This window comes from Cryobacterium breve (assembly GCF_027594785.1).
Lineage (GTDB): Bacteria > Actinomycetota > Actinomycetes > Actinomycetales > Microbacteriaceae > Cryobacterium > Cryobacterium breve_A.
This window is the reverse complement of the sequence record NZ_CP075584.1, coordinates 1,825,679-1,845,372: the sequence shown is the minus strand read 5'-3', so window position 1 is coordinate 1,845,372 and position 19,694 is coordinate 1,825,679. Positions and strand designations below refer to the sequence as shown.

Below are 19,694 nucleotides of genomic sequence, written 5' to 3'. Positions count from 1 at the left end.
GGGGTGGGAAGCGAGGTCGGCGCCATGGCGAGCATCCACGACGTTGCACGGGTGGCCGGCGTCTCGATCAGCACAGTGTCCTACGCTTTGTCCGGCAAGCGGTCGATCGCCGCATCCACTCGCCTTCGGGTACTCGATGCCGTCGAGCGTCTCGGTTATCGCCCGAACGCCGGGGCGAGGATGCTCGCGGGCACCCGCACCAACATCTTCGCCCTCACGGCGCCGTTCCACGCGGACACCTATGCGCCGGCACACATGGCCTTCGTGCTCGCTGTCGCGCAGGCCGCCCGCGAACACGACTACGACGTGCTGTTGCTCACCCAGGACGAGGCGACGAGCGGGCTGCGCCGGGTGGCGTCCAGCAGCCTCGTCGACGGCATCATCGTGCTCGACGTCGCGGGCGACGACGACAGGGTCGCGGTGATCCGCGAACTCGGCGTGCCGGCGACCTTCATCGGCATTCCCAAGGATGCCGCCGGTCTCGTCTGCGTCGACCTCGACTTCGAGGCCGCTGCGGCGCTCGCCGTCGAGAAGCTGGTGGCGGCCGGGCACCGGTCGATCGGACTGATCGGGCACTCTCCCGGGGTCTACGCGCGCGGCTCGAACTTCCCGCCCCGGTTCCGCGACGGCTTCTTTGCGGCCGCGGCGGCCCACGGGATCGAGACGGCCTTCGTGATGCCCGAGCGGGACGGGCCGAGCGTACGGATCGCCCTCGACGCGCTCTTCGCTGAGCGCCCGGAGATGACTGCGGTCGTCCTCCATGCCGAGGAGAGCATCCACGCCGCGGTGCTGGACGTGCTGCGTGAACGCGGCCTGCGGGTGCCCCAGGATCTCTCCGTGCTTGCGGCCTGCGCGAGCTTCGAGACCGACCACTTCGAGCCTCCCCTCGACACGATCCCGCTCGTCGCCGCCGACTCCTGCTGGCGGGCGGTCACGCTCGCGATCGAGCAGGTGAGCGGCCCGATAGAGCCTCGGATCGAACTGGTCCCTCCGCGCTTCTACGAGCGCGGCTCGATCGCGCCGCCGCCGGACCGGCACCTGGCCTCCCCGCGATCCTGAGCCACCCGCGACCCGGGGATCCGGGCCGCGCCGCCGTCGGTCGTTGACGACCCGCTGAGGTGTCGCATATCGATGTTCAACCCGCGTGTGAACCTCGATATGCGACACCTCAGGGGGAGGATTCGGGGGATCGCGGTCGGGGTGGATGCTCGCTCGACGCGGATATGTTGCGAATATCAACAAACATCTTGTGCCAGCATCCGCGGGCCCCTATGCTTCAAAGCGACCCACTGTCGAAGCGTTTCGGCAGACGATAGGCACAGCAATTATCGAAGCGTTTCGATTCGCTCGCGCTGGGGTCGTCATCGGCGACAGGAATCGGAGTCGCCACTACAAGGAGGTAGAACGTGAGATTAGGAAAGCGCGCCCTCGCTGTCGTCGCAATGACGGCGGCAGCGGCACTCTTGACCGGCTGTGCGAGCGGTTCAAGCGGCGGGTCCACAACCGCAGCGAGCAGCGGGCCGGTTGACGGCACCGGAAAGACCCTGACGCTCTGGGACTTCGAGTCCGACACCAGCGCGATGGGAATCGCCTGGAACGAGGCGATCAAGGTCTTCGAGAAGGAGACCGGCGCGAAGGTCAAGTTCGAGGCCAAGAGCTTCGAGCAGATCCGTTCGACCGCGAGCCAGGTCCTCAACTCCGACCAGGCCCCCGACATCCTCGAGTACAACAAGGGCAACGCCACCGCCGGCCTGCTCGCAAGCCAGGGCCTGCTCAGCAACCTCGACGACTACGTCAGCCAGTACGGCTGGGACGCGAAGCTCGCCCCCTCCCTCCAGACCACCGCCAAGTACGACGAAAACGGCATCATGGGCTCCGGCTCCTGGTACGGCGTTCCGAACTACGGCGAATTCGTCGAGGCCTATTACAACAAGGACATGTTCGCGAAGTACAACGTCGCGATCCCGACAACGCAGGCCGAGTTCGAAGCCGCACTGAAGACCTTCAAGGACGCCGGGATCACCCCGCTGTCCGAGTCGGCGGCCGAGTACCCGCTCGGGCAGCTCTGGTACCAGCTCGCGCTGACCAAGGCAGACCGCAGCTTCGTCAACGATTACCAGCTCTACACCGGTGACGTCGACTGGCAGGGCAAGGAACTCACCTACGCGACCAACACCATCAAGGACTGGACCGACAAGGGCTACATCTCCAAGGACGCGACCGGGACCAAGGCAGAGGATGCCGGCACCGCGTTCATCGCGGGAACGAACCCGATCTTCTTCTCCGGCAGCTGGTGGTACAACCGCTTCACGACGGAGATCAAGGGCTTCAACTTCGGCACCTTCCTCTACCCCGGCGCCACGATGTCTCCCGGATCCAGCGGAAACATGTGGGTCGTTCCGGAGAAGGCCAAGAACAAGGACCTCGCCGCCGCATTCATCGACATCACAATGCGCCCGGAGATCCAGGCCCTGATCGGCAACAACGGTGGCGTCCCCGTCGCCGCGAACGCCGCGGACATCACAGACCCGAAGAGCCAGGAACTGATTGCCAACTTCAACACGCTCACCGCGCGCGACGGCATCGGCTTCTACCCCGACTGGCCCACCCCGACCTTCTACGACCAGCTGAACGCCGGCCTGCAGGAGCTCATGAACGGCACCAAGTCGTCCAAGGACGTTTTGAGCGAACTCGGCACCGAATACAACGACGGCATCAAGGACATCAAGAAGTAGTCCGCCGCGGGTCGCGCCTCCCCGGCGCGACCCGCACCCCCTCTTCCTGCCGCGCAGGCCCGGCGTCGTGGCTGCGCGGCAGACCCCTGAACTGAAGAAAGGCAAGGCGATGGTTACGACAGCCCCGCTGGCCACTGAGACAACCGAATCGCACCCGCCCCGGCCGGGCAAGCCTGCGGGCAAGCGCGTTCGCCGCACACCCGTGCAGAGCCTCATCCCCGGCGCGGGCGGCAAGGGCTTCTGGCTCTACCTGGTGCCAGGCCTGCTCCTGCTCACCATCATCGTCCTGGTTCCGCTGGGCTGGAACTTCTTCCTGACCTTCACCAAGTACCGCGGCATCAAGCCCCCGGTCTGGATCGGCCTCGACAACTGGACCAAGCTCTTCGGCGACGACGTGTTCTGGACCTCATTCGGCAACTCGATCGCCATGATCGTGGCCATGGTCGTCGTCCCGACCCTGCTCGGCCTCGTACTCGCGGCCATGCTCTTCGACCTCGTCGGCAAGAAATTCGGCGGCAAGATCGCCAGCTTCCTCCGCGCCACCTACTACCTCCCGCAGATCCTGCCGACCGTGATCGCGGCGATCGTGATCGGCTGGATCCTCCGCCCGGAGAACGGTGCCCTCAACCAGGTGCTCGGCGCCATCGGACTCAGCGGCCTCGAACACAACTGGCTCGGCAGCCCGGACACCGCGATGGCCTGCATCATGGTCATCATGATCTGGGTCCAGCTCGGCTACCCGATCGTGATCTTCATGGCCGCCCTGCAGCGCGTCGACCCGGAGCTCTACGAGGCAGCGGAGCTCGACGGCGCCAACTGGTTCCAGCGGTTCCGCGCCATCACCGTCGGCATCATCCGCCCGGAAATCTTCGTCGTGACCCTGACCTGCACGATCGCAGCCCTCAAGGTGTTCGGCCCGATCTACGCCCTGACCCGCGGCGGCCCAGGCACCTCGACCATGGTGCCGAGCTACTACTCCTACAGCGAGTTCTTCCAGAACCAGCAGGTCGGCTACGGCGCAACGATCGCCACCGCCCTGACCGTCGTGGTCGCCGTCGTCGCGATCATCTTCATCACTTTCCAGACCCGGCTCGAGCGCCAGGACGAGGAGCGCTAGCCATGACTACCCTGACCGACAAAATCCGTCCCCGCCGCGATTCCGGCGCCCCGGAACCCAAGCCGCTCAAACTGCCCAAGGTGCACACCCGCAAGACCACCGGCGACTGGGTCATCCTGTTCATCGCAATCATCATCGGCCTCTTCATCGCGATCCCGTTCGTGATGATCGTGATCAACTCCTTCAAGTCGCCGGCCGACTACAACAGGCTCCGGCCCCCTCGCCCTGCCGAGCAACCTCTACTTCGACGGCATCATCAACTTCTGGACCAGGGTCAACTTCCCGGAGAAGCTCTGGAACAGCGTGGTCATCTCGAGCGTCGTCGCCGTGGCCGCCGTACTCCTGTCGATGTTCAATGCGTACGCGATCGGAATCGGCCGCATCCGCGGCCGCACCTGGATCGTCGTGCTGATCCTGCTCGCCAACATGGTGCCGCAGGAGGCCCTGCTCTACCCGCTCTACTTCATGTTCAAGCAGGTCGGACTGTACGACAACATCTGGGCCGTCATCATCATCTTCACGGTCATCCAGAGCGCCTTCGGCACCTACCTGCTGTCGAGCGTCTACGGCACCTTCCCGAAGGAACTCCTCGAGGCGGCCTCACTCGACGGCGCAAGCCGCTGGCAGATCCTCTGGCGCGTGGTCTACCCGATCAGCCGGTCGACCCTCGCCGTGCTCCTGATCTTCTTCTTCATCTGGACCTGGAACGAATTCCTGATCCCGTTGACCTTCCTGGTCAGCAACGCGAACCAGACGGTCCCCGTCGCGATCAGCGTGCTGCAGGGCGACCGCCTGATGGACGTCACCACCACGAGCGCATCCGCTCTGCTCGGCCTGCTGCCGACGCTCATCTTCTTCCTCATCTTCCAGCGCACGCTGACGCGTGGCATTACCGCAGGAGCAGTCAAGTAATGAAGTTCACCGATGGATTCTGGCACGTGCGTCCCGGCGTCACGCCGCTCTATGCGCAGGAGGCGTACGACCTCGAGGTCGTGCCCGGCGCGACGGGGGACGGCGACGCACTGCGGATCGACGCCCCCACCAAGGTCATCGCCCACCGCGGCGACGTGCTCAACCGGGCCCTGCTCTCGGTGACGCTGTCCTCCCCGCTGCCCGGCGTGATCCGCGTGCGCGTGGCCAAGGACACCGGCGGGTCGACGGAGCCCGGCTTCGAGCTCGACGGCGCCGTCACCGGCAGCGGCATCGTGTCCGTCGACGAGGACGGCGGGAGCGTCACGAGCGGCCCCCTGACCGCGCGCATCGACCGGGGGAGCCCCTGGAGCCTCCGCTTCGAGGCCGATGGCCACACCCTGACCGAGAGCGGACCGAAATCGATCGGCTACCTGCAGCTCGCCGACGGTGCGCCGATCGCGGCGGAACCCACCGGGGTCTCCGGCGTCACGGAGACCGGGCTCGCCCCCGCATCCGTCTACGTGCACGCCCGGCTCGCGCTCGGCGTCGGCGAACTCGTCTACGGTCTCGGCGAACGCTTCGGACCTCTGGTGAAGAACGGCCAGACCATCGACATCTGGAACGCCGACGGCGGCACCTCGAGCGAGCAGTCCTACAAGAACATCCCGTTCTACCTCACCAACCGGGGCTACGGCGTGCTCGTCAACCACGCGGAGCACGTCTCCTTCGAGGTCGGCACCGAGTCGGTCGAACAGGTGCAGTTCTCCGTCGCGGGCGAATACCTCGAATACTTCGTGATCTACGGGCCAACGCCCAAGGAGATCCTCGGCCGGTACACCGAGCTGACCGGGCGTCCGGCCCAGGTGCCGGCCTGGTCGTACGGCCTCTGGCTGTCGACCTCGTTCACCACCCAGTACGACGAGGCGACGGTCAACTCCTTCATCGACGGCATGGCCGAACGCGACCTGCCGCTCTCGGTCTTCCACTTCGACTGCTTCTGGATGCGCGAATTCAACTGGACCGACTTCGAATGGGACCCCCGGGTGTTCCCGGACCCCGAGGGCATGCTCGCCCGCCTGCACGGCAGGAACCTGCACGTGAGCGCGTGGATCAACCCGTACATCGCCCAGCGCGCCCCAATCTTCGCCGAGGCCCAGGCGGCCGGCTATCTCGTGAAGCGGGCGGACGGCTCCGTCTGGCAGTGGGACTTCTGGCAGGCCGGCATGGGACTCGTCGACTTCACCAACCCGGATGCCGTCACCTGGTTCCAGGGTAAGCTGCGGCACCTGCTCGACCAGGGCGTCGACGCCATCAAGACCGACTTCGGCGAGCGGATCCCGCTCGACGTGGTCTGGCACGACGGATCCAGCCCCGAGCGGATGCACAACTGGTACACCCAGCTCTACAACGCTGCCGTGTTCGAGGTGCTCCAGGAGCACCACGGCGTCGGCGACGCGGTGCTCTTCGCGCGCTCCGCGACCGTCGGCGGCCAGAAGCAGCCGGTGCACTGGGGCGGAGACAACTCGTCGAGCTACGAGTCGATGGCGGAGACCCTGCGCGGCGGGCTCTCGCTCGCCCTCTCCGGATTCGGATTCTGGAGCCACGACATCGGCGGCTTCGAAGGCATGCCCAACGCGGCCGTGCTGAAGCGCTGGCTCGCCTTCGGCCTGATGTCGAGCCACTCCCGGCTGCACGGTTCCACGAGCTACCGGGTGCCGTGGCTCTTCGACGACGGAACAGAGGAACCGGGCCAGAGCGCCGTCGACGTCACCCGTCGCTTCACAAAGCTCAAGCTCTCACTGATGCCCTACCTGTACCAGGTCGGCCTCGAGGCGCACCGCACCGGCATCCCCTTCATGCGCCCGATGCAGGCTCGAATTCGCCGACGACCCCGCCGTCGACTACCTCGACCGCCAGTACCTGCTCGGCCACGACCTGCTCGTCGCTCCTGTCTTCAGCGAGGCCGGCGACGTGTCCTACTACCTCCCCGCCGGGACCTGGACGAACTACCTGACCGGCGAGACCGCGGCCGGACCAACCTGGCGCCGGGAGACCCACGCGTTCGACAGCATCCCGCTGTGGGTGCGGGAGGGCGCCGTGATCGCGACGGGCGCGCGGGACGACCGGCCGGACTACGACTACACCCGGGACGCGCTGATCACGGTCTATCCCGGCGGCGACGCGACCAGGACCGTGCTGGTGTCGGATCCGCTCGGCGATTCCGTCGTGACCTTTACGATTGTGGAAGACGGCGACGGGGTCACGGTGCACAGTGACTCGGACGCCGCGTTCCGCGCCAGGCGCGCGGGAGGCGACACCTCAGCATCCGCGAATCGAAAGGCCACCCTCTCATGACCGATTCCCGCCAGGGCAACCCCGACTACCGCGACTCGGGACTGCAATTCCCGGACGGGTTCATCTTCGGTTCGGCGACGGCCGCGTACCAGATCGAGGGCGCCGCCGACGAGGACGGTCGGGGGCCGTCGATCTGGGACACCTTCAGCCACACGCCGGGCGCGGTCCTGGACGGCGACACCGGGGACAAGGCGAGCGACCACTATCACCACCTCGAGGAAGACCTCGACCTGATGCAGCGGCTCGGCCTGCACGCGTACCGGTTCTCGATCTCCTGGTCGCGGATCCAGCCCACCGGGCGCGGCCCGGTCAACGAGAAGGGCCTCGCGTTCTACGAGCGGCTCGTCGACGGGCTGCTCGAGCGCGGCATCCGACCGATCGCGACGCTCTACCACTGGGACCTGCCGCAGGCCCTGGAGGACGAGGGAGGCTGGACCAACCGCGAGACCGCGTACGCGTTCGCCGAGTACGCGCGGATCATGGGCGCGGCTCTCGGCGACCGGATCGACACCTGGACGACGCTCAACGAGCCGTGGTGCTCCGCGTATCTCGGCTACGGCTCCGGGGCGCACGCGCCAGGTCGCACCGATGGTGCGGAGGCGTTGACCGCGGTTCACCACCTCAACCTCGCCCACGGGCTCGCGATCACGGAACTCAGGAAGGTCGTCACGAACGACCCGGACTTCTCGATCACCCTCAACCTGCACGTCGTGCGCGGAGAGGGCGCCGGCGGGCCAGAGGCCGTTCGGCAGATCGACGGCCTCGGCAACCGGGTTTTCCTCGGCCCGCTCCTGAAGGGCGAATACCCGGCGGATGTCCTCGCCGACACCGCCGCGATCACCGACTGGTCCTTCGTGCGGCCGGGCGACACCGAGATCATCCACCAGCCGATCGACGTGCTCGGCGTCAACTACTACTCGACCAATCTCGTGCGGCTCTGGGACGGCGAGACCCCGCGCCAGAACGCCGACGGCCACAAGGACGCCGCCGGCTCTCCCTGGCCCGGCGCCGACCGGGTCGAATTCGTGCAGCAGGCCGGCCCGTACACCGACATGGGCTGGAACATCGAGCCCGCGGGCCTCGAGGAACTGCTCGTGTCCCTCAGCGAGGAATTCCCGGACCAGCCGCTCATGATCACCGAGAACGGCGCCGCCTTCCCGGACACCCTCGTGCAGGAGGCGGACGGTCCCGCCGTGCACGACCCGCTGCGCACCGACTACCTGCAGCGGCACTTCACCGCTGCGCACCGGGCGCTCGCACGCGGCGTCGACCTGCGCGGGTACCAGGTCTGGTCGTTCATGGACAACTTCGAATGGGCATACGGCTACTCGAAGCGATTCGGCATCGTCTACGTGGACTACGACACCGAGGTGCGCACCCCCAAGGACAGCGCGCTCTGGTACGCGAAGCTCGTCGCCACGGGAATCATCCCCGCCGCCTGAGGCGCGCATCCGGGCCGGCGCGCCTCCTCCGCCGCTTCGCGCCAGGCATGCCTGGCGCGAAGCGGCGCTAGTGGCGCGCACGGGAATGCTCCTCTGGTGCGCCGGGAAAACCGTGCAGACGCACGGTTTTGCGGTTGTGGGCAACAAATTCCGTTCCGGCCCGGAATTATTACGTTTCAATTGGCAGATCTGCGCCCCTTGCTCGAAAAAGGGGGTGACTCGGGCCTGAATCCTGGTATATGTTGGATGCGTCAACATAAGCGCGTGTCGTGGAGTTGATGACAGCGTTACAAGGGGGTAATGGTGGTTTTCCTGCCGCCTCCTCGTGCGATCACAGCATTCAGAGCAGAAAGCAGATCATGACGAAAACCAAGAGGCTGTTCACGATTGTCGCTACGGGGGCCGTTGCGCTCTCGCTCGCGGCGTGTTCAACGGCCACCACATCAGGGACCGGAAGCACCACAGCAGCAATCGCGGACTGCAACGTCGGCATCTCGATGCCGACGAGAAGCCTCGAGCGCTGGATCAACGACGGCGAAGGCCTCAAGACCAAGCTCGAAGGGGCCGGCTGCACCGTCGACCTTCAGTACGCCGACAACAAGACCGACCAGCAGATCAGCCAGATCCAGAACCAGGTCGCCGGCGGGGCCAAGATCCTCGTCGTCGCCGCGATCGACGGCAAGGTTCTCGCACCGGCCCTCGCCGATGCGAAGAAGCAGGACGCCACGGTCATCGCCTATGACCGCCTGATCAACGGCACCGCAGACGTCGACTACTACGCGACGTTCGACAACTACAAGGTCGGTCAGCTCCAGGGCCAGTTCATCGAGAAGGAACTCGGCCTCAAGGACGGCAAGGGTCCGTTCAACCTCGAGCCCTTCGCCGGCAGCCCCGACGACAACAACGCGAAGTTCTTCTTCTCCGGCGCGTGGGACGTGCTTCTTCCCTACGTTGAGAGCGGCAAGCTGGTCGTCCCGAGCGGCAAGGCTCCGAAGACGAACGACGCGTGGACCACCATCGGCATCCAGGGCTGGGCGTCTGACAAGGCCCAGGCCGAGATGGACAACCGGCTCTCCTCGTTCTACGGCAACGGCGCCAAGGTCAACGTCGTTCTCTCCCCGAACGACAGCCTCGCGGTCGGCATCGAAGCATCCCTGAAGTCGGCCGGCTACACCGCCGGCACCGACTACCCGATCATCACGGGCCAGGACGCGGACAAGGCGAACGTCAAGGCCATCCTCGCGGGCACGCAGTCGATGACGGTCTGGAAGGACACCCGTACCCTCGGCGCCCAGGTCTTCACGATGATCCAGTCGATCGCGGCCGGCACAACGGTCGAGGTCAACGACACCAAGACGTACGACAACGGCAAGAAGGTCGTCCCGTCCTACCTGCTGGCCCCTGAGGTCGTCACGAAGGACCTCGTGCAGACGAAGCTCATCGATTCCGGGTTCATCAAGGCTTCGGACGTCGGCCTCTAAGCCGTACCGAAGAAACCGAATTCCGCATCGACTGCGGTGGTGGCGGGCCCCTGGGCTTCGCCACCACCGCGGTCCGTACGCACCCGAACGACGAATTCGCTGACAGGAGCGACACACATGAACGGTCCGATTCTTCGGATGATCGACATCGGGAAAGATTTCAGCGGGGTCAAAGCCCTCGACTCGGTCACCCTCGAAGTCGAGCGCGGAAAGGTCCACGGAATCTGCGGCGAGAACGGCGCAGGCAAGTCGACGCTGATGAAGGTGCTGAGCGGCGTCTACCCGCACGGCAGCTACACCGGCACGATCGAATTCGAGGGGGAAGAGGCCCAGTTCAGGTCGATCAACGACAGCGAAGCGGTCGGGATCGTCATCATCCACCAGGAACTCGCGCTCAGCCCCTACCTCTCGATCGCGGAGAACATCTTCCTCGGCAACGAGAACGCCACCCGCGGCGTCATCGACTGGAACAAGACCAACCTCGAAGCCGCGAGCCTGCTCGCCCGGGTCGGTCTCGACGAGAACCCGGCCACGAAGGTGCTCGAGCTGGGCGTCGGCAAGCAGCAGCTCGTGGAGATCGCGAAAGCGCTGTCGAAGCGGGTCAAGCTGCTCATCCTCGACGAACCGACCGCGGCACTCAACGACGAAGACTCCGACCACCTGCTCGACCTGATCGAGCACCTCCGTGGCCAGGGCATCACGAGCATCATCATCTCCCACAAACTCAAGGAGATCCGTCGGATCGCGGACACGGTCACCGTGATCCGGGACGGCAAGACGATCGAGACGATCGACATGCACGGTCCGGACGCGACCCAGGCCCGCATCATCCGCTCGATGGTCGGTCGAGACCTCAACAGCATGTTCCCGCCCCGGGACCCGAAGATCGGCGCAGAGATCCTCCGGGTCGAGCACTGGAACGCGTACCACCCGGTCGACACGAGCAGGAAGGTCGTCGACAACGCCTCGTTCACCGTGCACGCCGGCGAGGTCGTCGGCTTCGCCGGGCTGATGGGCGCCGGCCGTACCGAACTCGCCATGAGCATCTTCGGACGCTCGTACGGCACGAACATCACCGGCCGGGTCTTCAAGAACGGCACGGAGATCTCGGTGCGCACGGTCGACGAGGCCATCCGCAACGGGATCGCGTACGCGACGGAAGACCGCAAGAAATACGGGCTCAACCTGATCGGCGATATCACGGTGAACGTCTCGGCCGCGGCGCTGGCGACCCTGGCCAGGTTCGGCGTGATCGACCGCCACCGCGAGTACAAGGTCGCGGACGACTACCGCAGGCGGATGAACATCAAGGCGCCGAGCGTTTCGTCGATCACCGGGCAGCTCTCCGGCGGCAACCAGCAGAAGGTCGTGCTGTCGAAGTGGGTCTTTACCGGTCCAGACGTGCTCTTCCTCGACGAACCGACCCGAGGCATCGACGTCGGCGCCAAGTACGAGATCTACGGCATCATCAACGAGCTCGCGGCGGCAGGCAAGGCCGTCGTCGTCATCTCCTCCGAACTACCGGAGCTTCTCGGCATCTCCGATCGCATCTACGCGATCTCCGAGGGTCGCATCACCGGCGAAGTCGCCGCGAAGGATGCCACCCAGGAAAGCCTCATGCACCTCATGACTGCGGGAAAGGACTAGACCGCAATGACCACCACCACCCCAGCCACGCGCAAGCCCCGGCTGGCCATCAACTTCCGTCAGTACGGCATCCTCGCCGCGCTCGTCGTCATCATCGTTCTGTTCGAAGTGCTCACGAAGGGCCGCCTGTTGCTGCCCGGAAACGTGAACAACCTGATCCAGCAGAACGCCTACGTGTTGATCCTCGCGATCGGCATGGTCGTCGTGATCATCGCCGGCCACATCGACCTCTCGGTCGGTTCCGTCGTCGCCATGGTCGGAGCCGTCTCGGCCATCGCGACGAACCAATGGGGCTTCCCGTGGTGGGCGGCCGTGTTGCTCGCCCTCGTCGTGGGTGCGGTCGTCGGCGCCTGGCAGGGCTTCTGGATCGCCTTCGTCGGCATCCCCGCCTTCATCGTGACCCTCGCCGGCATGCTGATCTTCCGCGGTCTCACCCTCGTGCTGCTGACCGGAGGAACGATCAGCGGGCTGCCCGACTCGTTCACGGCGATCGGCGCCGGGTGGTTGCCGGGCGTCCTGGGTGAGCTCGGCGGACGGGACGTGCTGACTCTCGCCCTCGGCGCCATCACCTGCATCGCCCTTGTCGCGCAGCAGCTGCGCACCCGCGCGACCCTGCGGCGCCTCGAGCTCCCGATGGAGTCCATCGTGCAGATGGCCGTCAAGTCCGGTATCGCGGTCATCGCGATCATGTGGCTGGCCTGGCTTCTCTCCGGCTATCGCGGCACCCCGATCATCCTGATCATCCTCGCGGTCCTGATTCTCGGCTATACGTTCATGCTGAACCAGACCGTCTTCGGCCGTCACGTCTACGCGATCGGCGGCAACCTCTTCGCCGCCATGATGAGCGGCGTGAAGACCAGGTGGGTCAACTTCTACGTGTTTGTCAACATGGGCGTGCTCGCCGGACTGGCCGGCGTGGACAGCACCGCCCGGGCAGGCGGCGCCGTGGCATCGGCGGGGCAGAACTACGAACTGGACGCCATCGCCGCGGTCTTCATCGGCGGCGCAGCCGTGCAGGGCGGCGTGGGAACGGTCGTCGGAGCCATCGTCGGTGGCCTCGTGATGGGCGTCCTGAACATGGGGCTCTCGATCCTCTCGGTGGATGCCGCGTGGCAGATGGCCATCAAGGGTCTCGTCCTCCTGCTCGCGGTCGCGTTCGACATCTTCAACAAGCGGCGCAGCGGCGGACGCTGACCCCGGGGCGCGGGCGGTAGCCTTGTGCAACACGCGCGGCCGGAGGAGTACCAGGTGCAGGGAAACAACCACGACGACATCCGTCGGCACAACCTGTCGGTCATCCTGCGCCTCGTGCACCGCAACGGGCCCACCTCCCGCGCCCACCTGACCCGCCTCACCGGACTGAACCGGTCGACCATCGCCGCCCTCGTCGGCGAGCTCGCCCAGCTCGGCCTTGCGGGGGAGCGGGACCCGGACTCGACGAACCAGGTCGGCCGGCCGAGCCCCATCGTGCACGTGGACGCCGCGGTCGTCGCGCTCGCTGTGAACCCCGAGATCGATGCGGTCACGATCGGGATCGTCGGCCTCGACGGCACCGTGCACCGCCGCATCCGCTACCCGACCGAACACACCCCGAGCCCGACGGAGGCCGTGAACATCGCCGCTGCCGTCATCGACGGGATGCGCGGTGAACTCGAGGCCCGGTTCCGCGTCGTCGGCATCGGCGTCGCCGTTCCGGGGCTCGTGCGCGCGCACGACGGGCTCGTGCGGCTCGCCCCGCATCTCGGCTGGGTCGACGAGCCGCTCACCGACATGCTCGAGCGCGCCACCGGATTCCCCGTCGTCGCTGCAAACGACGCGAGCCTCGGGGCGCTCGCCGAGCAGTACTTCGGCGCGGGCAAGGGCATCACCGACCTGATCTACCTGAACGGCGGCGCGAGCGGCATCGGCGGCGGCATGATCGTCGGCGGCCTGCCCGTCGGCGGCGTCGCGGGCTACGCGGGCGAGTTCGGCCACACCCGCGTGAGCGGCAGCGACCGCGTCGACTCCGCAGGGATCGCCGGGACGCTCGAGGCCGAGGTGAGTCGGGCGGAACTGCTCGCGGTGCTCGGGCTCTCCGGCCCCGGTGCGGACGCCGACGAACTCGAGCAGGCGCTGCTCGCGACGGAGTCCGCCGAGGTCCAGGCCGAGGTGCACCGCCAGCTCGATTTCCTCGCGGTCGCGCTCGGCGGGGCGATCAACATCCTCAACCCGCAGGCTCGTCGTGCTCGGCGGCTTCCTCGGCGCGCTCTTCAACGCGGATCCGGAACGCCTCCGCGCGGCCGTCGGCACCTGGTCGCTGCCGTCCTCCTTCGGGAGCGTGCGGATCAGCGCGGCGGAACTGGGTTCGAACCTGTTGATGATCGGCGCAGCGGAGCCTCGCGTTCGAGGGAATCCTCGCCGACCCGAACGGATTCGGCGTCACCGACTGATCCGTCCGGTCCGTCCGGCGTGTCTCGGCCCGGCGGGAATAGCCGGCGGGGCAACCGCCTTGGCACCAGTGGGCGAGAGTGCTTTTCGTCGCGTGCACCCGGGCACGCGACAGGCACGGTGACCGTCCAGCCTGCCCCAGCATCCGTCCCAGCGCCAGCCCCCAGCACCCACAGTGAGGACACGTCCGCCGTGAGCACCGCCACCGCCCCCATTTCCGTCGTCCGGCATCCGGGAGATGCCCTGACCCGGCCGCAGCGCCTGGTCTATGTGCTCGTGCTCGGAGCCCTCACTGCGCTCGGCCCGTTCACGATCGACCTCTACCTGCCCGCGTTCCCCACGCTCGAGAGCGAACTCGGCGTCTCCGCGGCGGCCATCCAGCTCACCCTGACCGGAACCATGATCGGTTTCGGCTTCGGCCAGCTCGTCGTCGGGCCGTGGAGCGACCGGGTCGGTCGCCGCCTGCCCCTGCTTCTCGCGACCGGGTTCCATATCCTGGCGAGCGTCGGTGCCGCGCTGTCCCAGGACATCGTGTGGCTCGGCGTCTTCCGGGTCTTGATGGGCTTCGGCGCGGCGGCGGGCGCGGTCGTCGCCCTCGCCATGGTGCGCGACCTGTTCGGCGGCAAACCGCTCGTGCGGATGCTGTCCCGGCTCGCCCTGGTCAGCGGGCTCGCCCCCGTGCTCGCCCCGGTGATCGGGTCCCAGCTCCTCCTCGTGATGAGCTGGCGCGGCATCTTCTGGGTGCTCGCCGGCTATGGCGTCGTCGTCGTCGTGGCGGTCGCGTTCCTGATCGTCGAGACCCTGCCCGTTCGGGAACGCCACGCCTCCGGGCACAACACGCTCGCCCAGCGCTACCGGGCCGTGCTCGGCGACCGCACCTTCGTCGGGGTGGCCATCATCGGAGCGATGACCTTCACCGGGCTGTTCTCGTATCTCTCGGCCTCGCCGTTCCTGTTCCAGCAGGTGTATTCCTTCAGCCCGCAACAGTACGGAGTGCTGTTCGCGGTGAACTCGCTCGGCATCGTCGCGGGCGTGCAGCTCTCCTCGGTGCTGATGCACCGCTTCAACGTCGCCCCGCAGTGGATCATCGCGGTCTCGACGATCGTGCTGTTCATGGCGGCGATGGCGATCCTGGTGCTCGACCGCGCCGGCGCCGGCCTCTGGGGCACCCTCGTGCCGCTCTGGGTGTTCATCGCCGCGTGCGGCTTCACCTTCCCATCGGCGCAGGTGATCGCACTGGATGCGCACGGTCACGAGGCCGGGACCGCTGCGTCGCTGCTCGGAGCGGCCAACTTCGGGGTCGCGGGGCTGATCTCCCCGATCGTGGGACTGCTCGGCGTGGGCACCGCCGTGCCGATGTCGGCGGTGATGGGCGTGACAGCCGTCGTCTCGATCGTCGTACTGTGGACCCTCGTCCGGCCGCGCTCGCTCGGAACCCTCGACGCGGCCTGAACCCCTGGCCGGCGCCGGGCATCCGTTTCACGACCTGACGTGGGTGCCTTCGCCGCGAAAACGCAGGATGAGCGGGTCCCTGAGGCTGTGACAGCCTCAGCGGCGGTGTGGTCCTGCGTTTCGGCGGCTATTCGGGCGGTTCTCAGATGGGTCCGCCACAGTGGGCGGACAGCCGAGCCCACACGTCCGAGGAGACCGCCGTGCCCGAATCCCACCCCGACCCGTCTGACCGCCCCGACCACTTCGACATTGTCGTCATCGGCGCCGGACCGGCAGGGACCGCTGCAGCGCTCCGCGCCGCTGAACTGGGCGCACGGGTCGCCGTCGTGGAAGCGGACCGACTCGGCGGCACCTGTGTCAACACCGGATGCGTACCGACGCGGGTGCTCGCCAAGACGGCGCGCCTGATCCGCGAGGCCCGCACGCTCGGCGGCTACGGGATCGTTGTTTCCGAGCCGTGGATCGAGTGGCCCGCCGTGGTGCGTCACGTGCAGACCCAGGTCGACAAGGTGCGGTCGATCAAGAACGAGGCGGAGCGTTTCGCGGCCGCCGGGATCACGCTCGTGCTCGAGGGCCGTGCCCGATTCACCGATCCGCACACGGTCGTGCTCGACAGCGGCCGCTCCCTGACGGCCGACACCTTCCTGGTCTGCGTCGGAGGGCACTCGCGCCGGCTGCCGGTGCCCGGTGCGGAGCTCGCGACCGTCCCCGAGGCGGTCCTCGACCTTCCCGGGCTCCCGAACCGGATCGCGGTGATCGGGGCGGGCAACACGGGTGCCCAGCTGGTCACCGTCTTCAGCGCCTTCGGGTCCCGGGTGACCGTGCTCGATGTCGCGCCGCGCATCCTGATGGCCTCCGACGCCGAAATCGCCGTGACGGTGAGCGACGCCTTCCGGTCCAACGGCGTGGCGATCCACACCGGGATCGACACGATCACGAGCCTGGAGCGGGGCGGAGACGGAGCGATCACGCTCCGCTGGGTCGAGGACGGGCATCCGCTGGCCGCAGACTTCGACGCCGTGATCATGTCGACGGGCTGGCCGGCGGATGTCGAGGACCTCGGCCTTGCGGCGGCGGGTATCGCGACCGAGCGCTCTGCCATCCCCGTTGATCGCTACTTCCGATCGGTCGTTCCGCACATCTTCGCCGTCGGGGACGCCAACGGGCGCGACATGCTCGTGCAGGCGGCCCAATTCGAGGGCGAGGCGGCGGCCGAGAACGCCGTGCTCGATGCCAACCGTCGCACGCCGCACCACCTGTTGCCCGCCGGCGGGTTCACCGATCCCGACTACGCCGGGGTCGGGCTGACCGAAGCGGATGCGCGGGCGCGGGACCCGCACTGCGTCGTCGCGGTCGTACAGTACTCGGGCCTCGACCGTGCCGTGATTGACGATCGGGAACGCGGATTCCTCAAACTCATCTCCGACCGCCGGCGGGAACTGATCCTCGGGGCGCACGCGACGGGGGAGAACGCGGTCGAAGTGGTCCAGTCCGTGACCACGGCGATGGCCGCGGGCGTCGACGTCGCAACCCTCGCCCGGGTGCGGTTCGCCTACCCGACATACAGCGCGGTGATCGGCATCGCCGCCAGGCAACTCCTCGTCGAGCAACCGGACTGAAGCGGATACCGCAGCCGGCGGAACGCAGGATGAGCGGGTCGCTGAGGCTGTGACAGCCTCACGGCGGCTCTCGTCCTGCATTTCGAGGCGGGCCGAGGGCTGTTCGAGTCTGCCTGCCGGCCTCACCCGGTGCGATACCGGGAGCCGCGGGCCGACCGCGACGTAGGCTGGACGCAGGTGCGACCTGGCACCCTGGGGACTTTCGACGCAGCCGGACCCGGCCTGCGGCATCCGTCGTCCGCGGGAAAGCAACCAGAGGAGCACCCGCCGTGACCACCGAATCGCTGACCGTGATCACTGCGGCGGACCTGCGGGCGACCGGGAGACACCCGGGTGATGCGCTGTCCCGCGGGCAACGGCTCGTGTACGTGCTCATTCTCGGTGCGCTCACAGCGCTCGGCCCGTTCACGATCGACCTCTACCTGCCCGCGTTCCCCACACTCCAGAGTGAGCTCGGCGTCTCCGCGGCCGCCATCCAGCTGACCCTGACCGGCACCATGGTCGGGTTCGGGCTCGGCCAGCTCATCGTCGGGCCGTGGAGCGACAAGGTCGGCCGCCGCCTTCCGCTCATGCTCGCGGCCGGCTTCCACATCGCGAGCAGCGTCGGCGCCGCGCTCTCGCCCGACATCGTCTGGCTCGGTGTCTTCCGCGTGCTGATGGGCTTCGGCGCCGCGGCGGGCGTCGTCGTCGCCCTCGCCATGGTGCGCGACCTCTTCGGCGGCAAGCCGCTCGTGCGGATGCTGTCCCGACTGGCCCTGATCAGCGGGCTCGCGCCCGTTGTCGCGCCCGTTCTCGGCTCGCAACTCCTGCTCGCGATGAACTGGCGCGGCATCTTCATCGTTCTCGCCGGGTACGGCGCGGTCGTGATCTCCGCGGTCGCCATCTGGATCGTCGAGACCCGACCGGTGAACGAGCGCCACCACGCCGGGCACAGCACCCTCGGCCAGCGGTACCGTGCGGTGCTCGGCGACCGCACCTTCGTCGGTGTCGCCGTCGTCGGCGCGATGACCTTCACGGGGCTGTTCTCCTACCTGTCTGCGTCGTCGTTCCTGTTCCAGCAGGTCTACGCGTTCACACCGCAGCAATACGGGGTGCTGTTCGCGGCGAACTCCCTCGGCATCGTCGTCGGGGTGCAGACGAGCTCCCGGCTGATGCACCGCCACAACGTCGCCCCGCAGTGGATCCTGGCCTGCTCCACGGCCGCGCTCGCCGTGTTCGCGACCCTGATGCTCGTGCTCGGCCTTGCCGACGCCGGGCTCTGGGGCGTGATCGTGCCGCTCTGGTTCTTCATCGCGGCGTGCGGGTTCACCTTCCCCTCCGTGCAGGTGATCGCGCTCAACGCGCATCCGCACGAGGCCGGTACGGCGGCGTCGCTCCTCGGGGCAGGCAACTACGGGCTCGCGGGCCTCGTCTCACCGGTCGTCGGGATGCTGGGGGTCTCGACCGCGGTGCCGATGGCCGCTGTCATGCTCGGGACCGCGCTCGCCTCGGTGTGCTCGCTGTGGTTCGTGTTGCGCCCACGCACGGTGCCGCGCCTCGCCCACTGAGCACTCGCCGTTCCCCGCGCCCGCCGGTTGCCGAACCGGTGCCGACACCGACAAGGGTGGCCGGCGCACCGGTGACATGTGTCCGTGGTGGGAACAGGTGCGGCGAGAGCACAGGGTCATCGGCCTAACATGGCCTGATGGACGATGACAGCGCCCGCGCACCCGAGCCAGACCCTGCACCCGCCGTCGCCCCGGAAACCGCGGCGGCCCCGAGTGCCCGCCGCGTCGCCCGGCGCTGGCCCCTCCTCAGCGGTCTCGTGGCGGTACTCCTCGCCGCGGGCCTCGGCGCCCTGATCGTCTTTCGCGACAACGGGAATCCGCTCGTTATCGACACCGAGTGGATGGACGAGATCATCGAGCACCGGGCCCCGATCTGGGAGTACGCCTCACTCGTGATGAACTTCCTCGGCGCGGGAATCGCCGGGGTCATCATCATCCCGATCCTGATCCTGGTCGGCCTGCTCCTGCTGAAACGTCCGTGGGCGGCGGGTTACTTCCTGGTGGCAACGATCGTCAGTTCCGGGCTCGTGCAACTGCTCAAAAACCTGTTCGGCCGCGCCCGCCCCCAGGACATGCTGGTCACCAGTGATTTCGGTTCATTCCCCTCCGGGCATGTAGCGAACGCGGCGACGATGGTCGTCTGCCTCGCCCTGATCTTCCCGAAGGTGTGGGTTTGGGCGAGCGGCGCGATCTGGGTCGTCGCCATGATGGTCAGCCGCACCTACCTCGGCGCGCACTGGCTCACCGACACCATCGGCGGCCTCCTGCTCGGCATCGGAGTCGCCGTGCTGCTCTGGGCGCCCGTCGCCGCGAAACTGGACGGCGAGCGCCGGCTTGCCCGCCGGCATCCGCCCGCCACCGAACCGGTTCGACCGGCTTTGTGAGGTCCGAGGAGCCTGGGACGGCTGTTTCGCACCGCTTGAGGCAATAATTCCGTCGAATTGGTCGGGATGCGGGGCA

General features: G+C 67.4%; 11 protein-coding genes and 2 pseudogenes. All 13 read left to right on the top strand.

Annotated elements, in window-relative coordinates; translation table 11 throughout:
- Positions 1-24: 24 nt before the first annotated feature.
- The 13 genes and pseudogenes from KIV56_RS09035 to KIV56_RS08970 all read left to right on the top strand — a co-directional run bounded on the left by KIV56_RS09035 (position 25) and on the right by KIV56_RS08970 (position 19,618).
- On the top strand, positions 25-1,059 hold the full coding sequence (locus tag KIV56_RS09035) for a LacI family DNA-binding transcriptional regulator (RefSeq protein ID WP_281535955.1): 1,035 nt from the start codon (positions 25-27) through the stop codon (positions 1,057-1,059).
- Between the two features lie 347 nt (positions 1,060-1,406).
- Positions 1,407-2,735 carry an extracellular solute-binding protein gene (locus KIV56_RS09030; RefSeq protein ID WP_348648518.1) on the top strand — a complete coding sequence of 443 codons (1,329 nt, stop codon included), beginning with the start codon at positions 1,407-1,409 and terminating at the stop codon, positions 2,733-2,735.
- 109 nt (positions 2,736-2,844) lie between these two features.
- Positions 2,845-3,852 carry a carbohydrate ABC transporter permease gene (locus KIV56_RS09025; RefSeq protein ID WP_281535954.1) on the top strand — a complete coding sequence of 336 codons (1,008 nt, stop codon included), beginning with the start codon at positions 2,845-2,847 and terminating at the stop codon, positions 3,850-3,852.
- A gap of 2 nt (positions 3,853-3,854) precedes the next feature.
- A pseudogene (locus tag KIV56_RS09020) lies at positions 3,855-4,764 on the top strand (carbohydrate ABC transporter permease).
- Positions 4,764-7,119: pseudogene (gene yicI, locus KIV56_RS09015) on the top strand (alpha-xylosidase). Before KIV56_RS09020 ends, yicI begins: the two co-directional pseudogenes overlap by 1 nt.
- Positions 7,116-8,561, top strand: coding sequence for a GH1 family beta-glucosidase (locus KIV56_RS09010; RefSeq protein WP_281535953.1), 1,446 nt, complete (start codon positions 7,116-7,118; stop codon positions 8,559-8,561). Before yicI ends, KIV56_RS09010 begins: the two are co-directional and overlap by 4 nt.
- A gap of 359 nt (positions 8,562-8,920) precedes the next feature.
- Positions 8,921-10,042, top strand: a complete 1,122-nt coding sequence (chvE, locus tag KIV56_RS09005; RefSeq protein WP_281535952.1) for a multiple monosaccharide ABC transporter substrate-binding protein — start codon at positions 8,921-8,923, stop codon at positions 10,040-10,042.
- Positions 10,043-10,159: 117 nt separating this feature from the next.
- The gene (gene mmsA, locus KIV56_RS09000) at positions 10,160-11,689 is read left to right on the top strand and encodes a multiple monosaccharide ABC transporter ATP-binding protein (protein ID WP_281535951.1); all 1,530 of its coding nucleotides are present in this window, start codon (positions 10,160-10,162) and stop codon (positions 11,687-11,689) included.
- Positions 11,690-11,695: 6 nt separating this feature from the next.
- Positions 11,696-12,883, top strand: a complete 1,188-nt coding sequence (gene mmsB, locus KIV56_RS08995) for a multiple monosaccharide ABC transporter permease (protein ID WP_281535950.1) — start codon at positions 11,696-11,698, stop codon at positions 12,881-12,883.
- 54 nt (positions 12,884-12,937) lie between these two features.
- Positions 12,938-15,568 (top strand): Bcr/CflA family efflux MFS transporter, encoded by a 2,631-nt coding sequence (locus KIV56_RS20350; RefSeq protein WP_432432622.1) that lies wholly within the window; start codon positions 12,938-12,940, stop codon positions 15,566-15,568.
- 200 nt (positions 15,569-15,768) lie between these two features.
- A complete protein-coding gene (locus tag KIV56_RS08980; RefSeq protein ID WP_281535949.1) occupies positions 15,769-17,187 on the top strand; it encodes a dihydrolipoyl dehydrogenase family protein in 1,419 nt (472 codons plus the stop codon).
- Between the two features lie 269 nt (positions 17,188-17,456).
- Positions 17,457-18,734, top strand: a complete 1,278-nt coding sequence (locus KIV56_RS08975; RefSeq protein WP_281535948.1) for a multidrug effflux MFS transporter — start codon at positions 17,457-17,459, stop codon at positions 18,732-18,734.
- Positions 18,735-18,871: 137 nt separating this feature from the next.
- Positions 18,872-19,618 (top strand): phosphatase PAP2 family protein, encoded by a 747-nt coding sequence (locus KIV56_RS08970; protein ID WP_281535947.1) that lies wholly within the window; start codon positions 18,872-18,874, stop codon positions 19,616-19,618.
- Positions 19,619-19,694 lie beyond the last annotated feature (76 nt).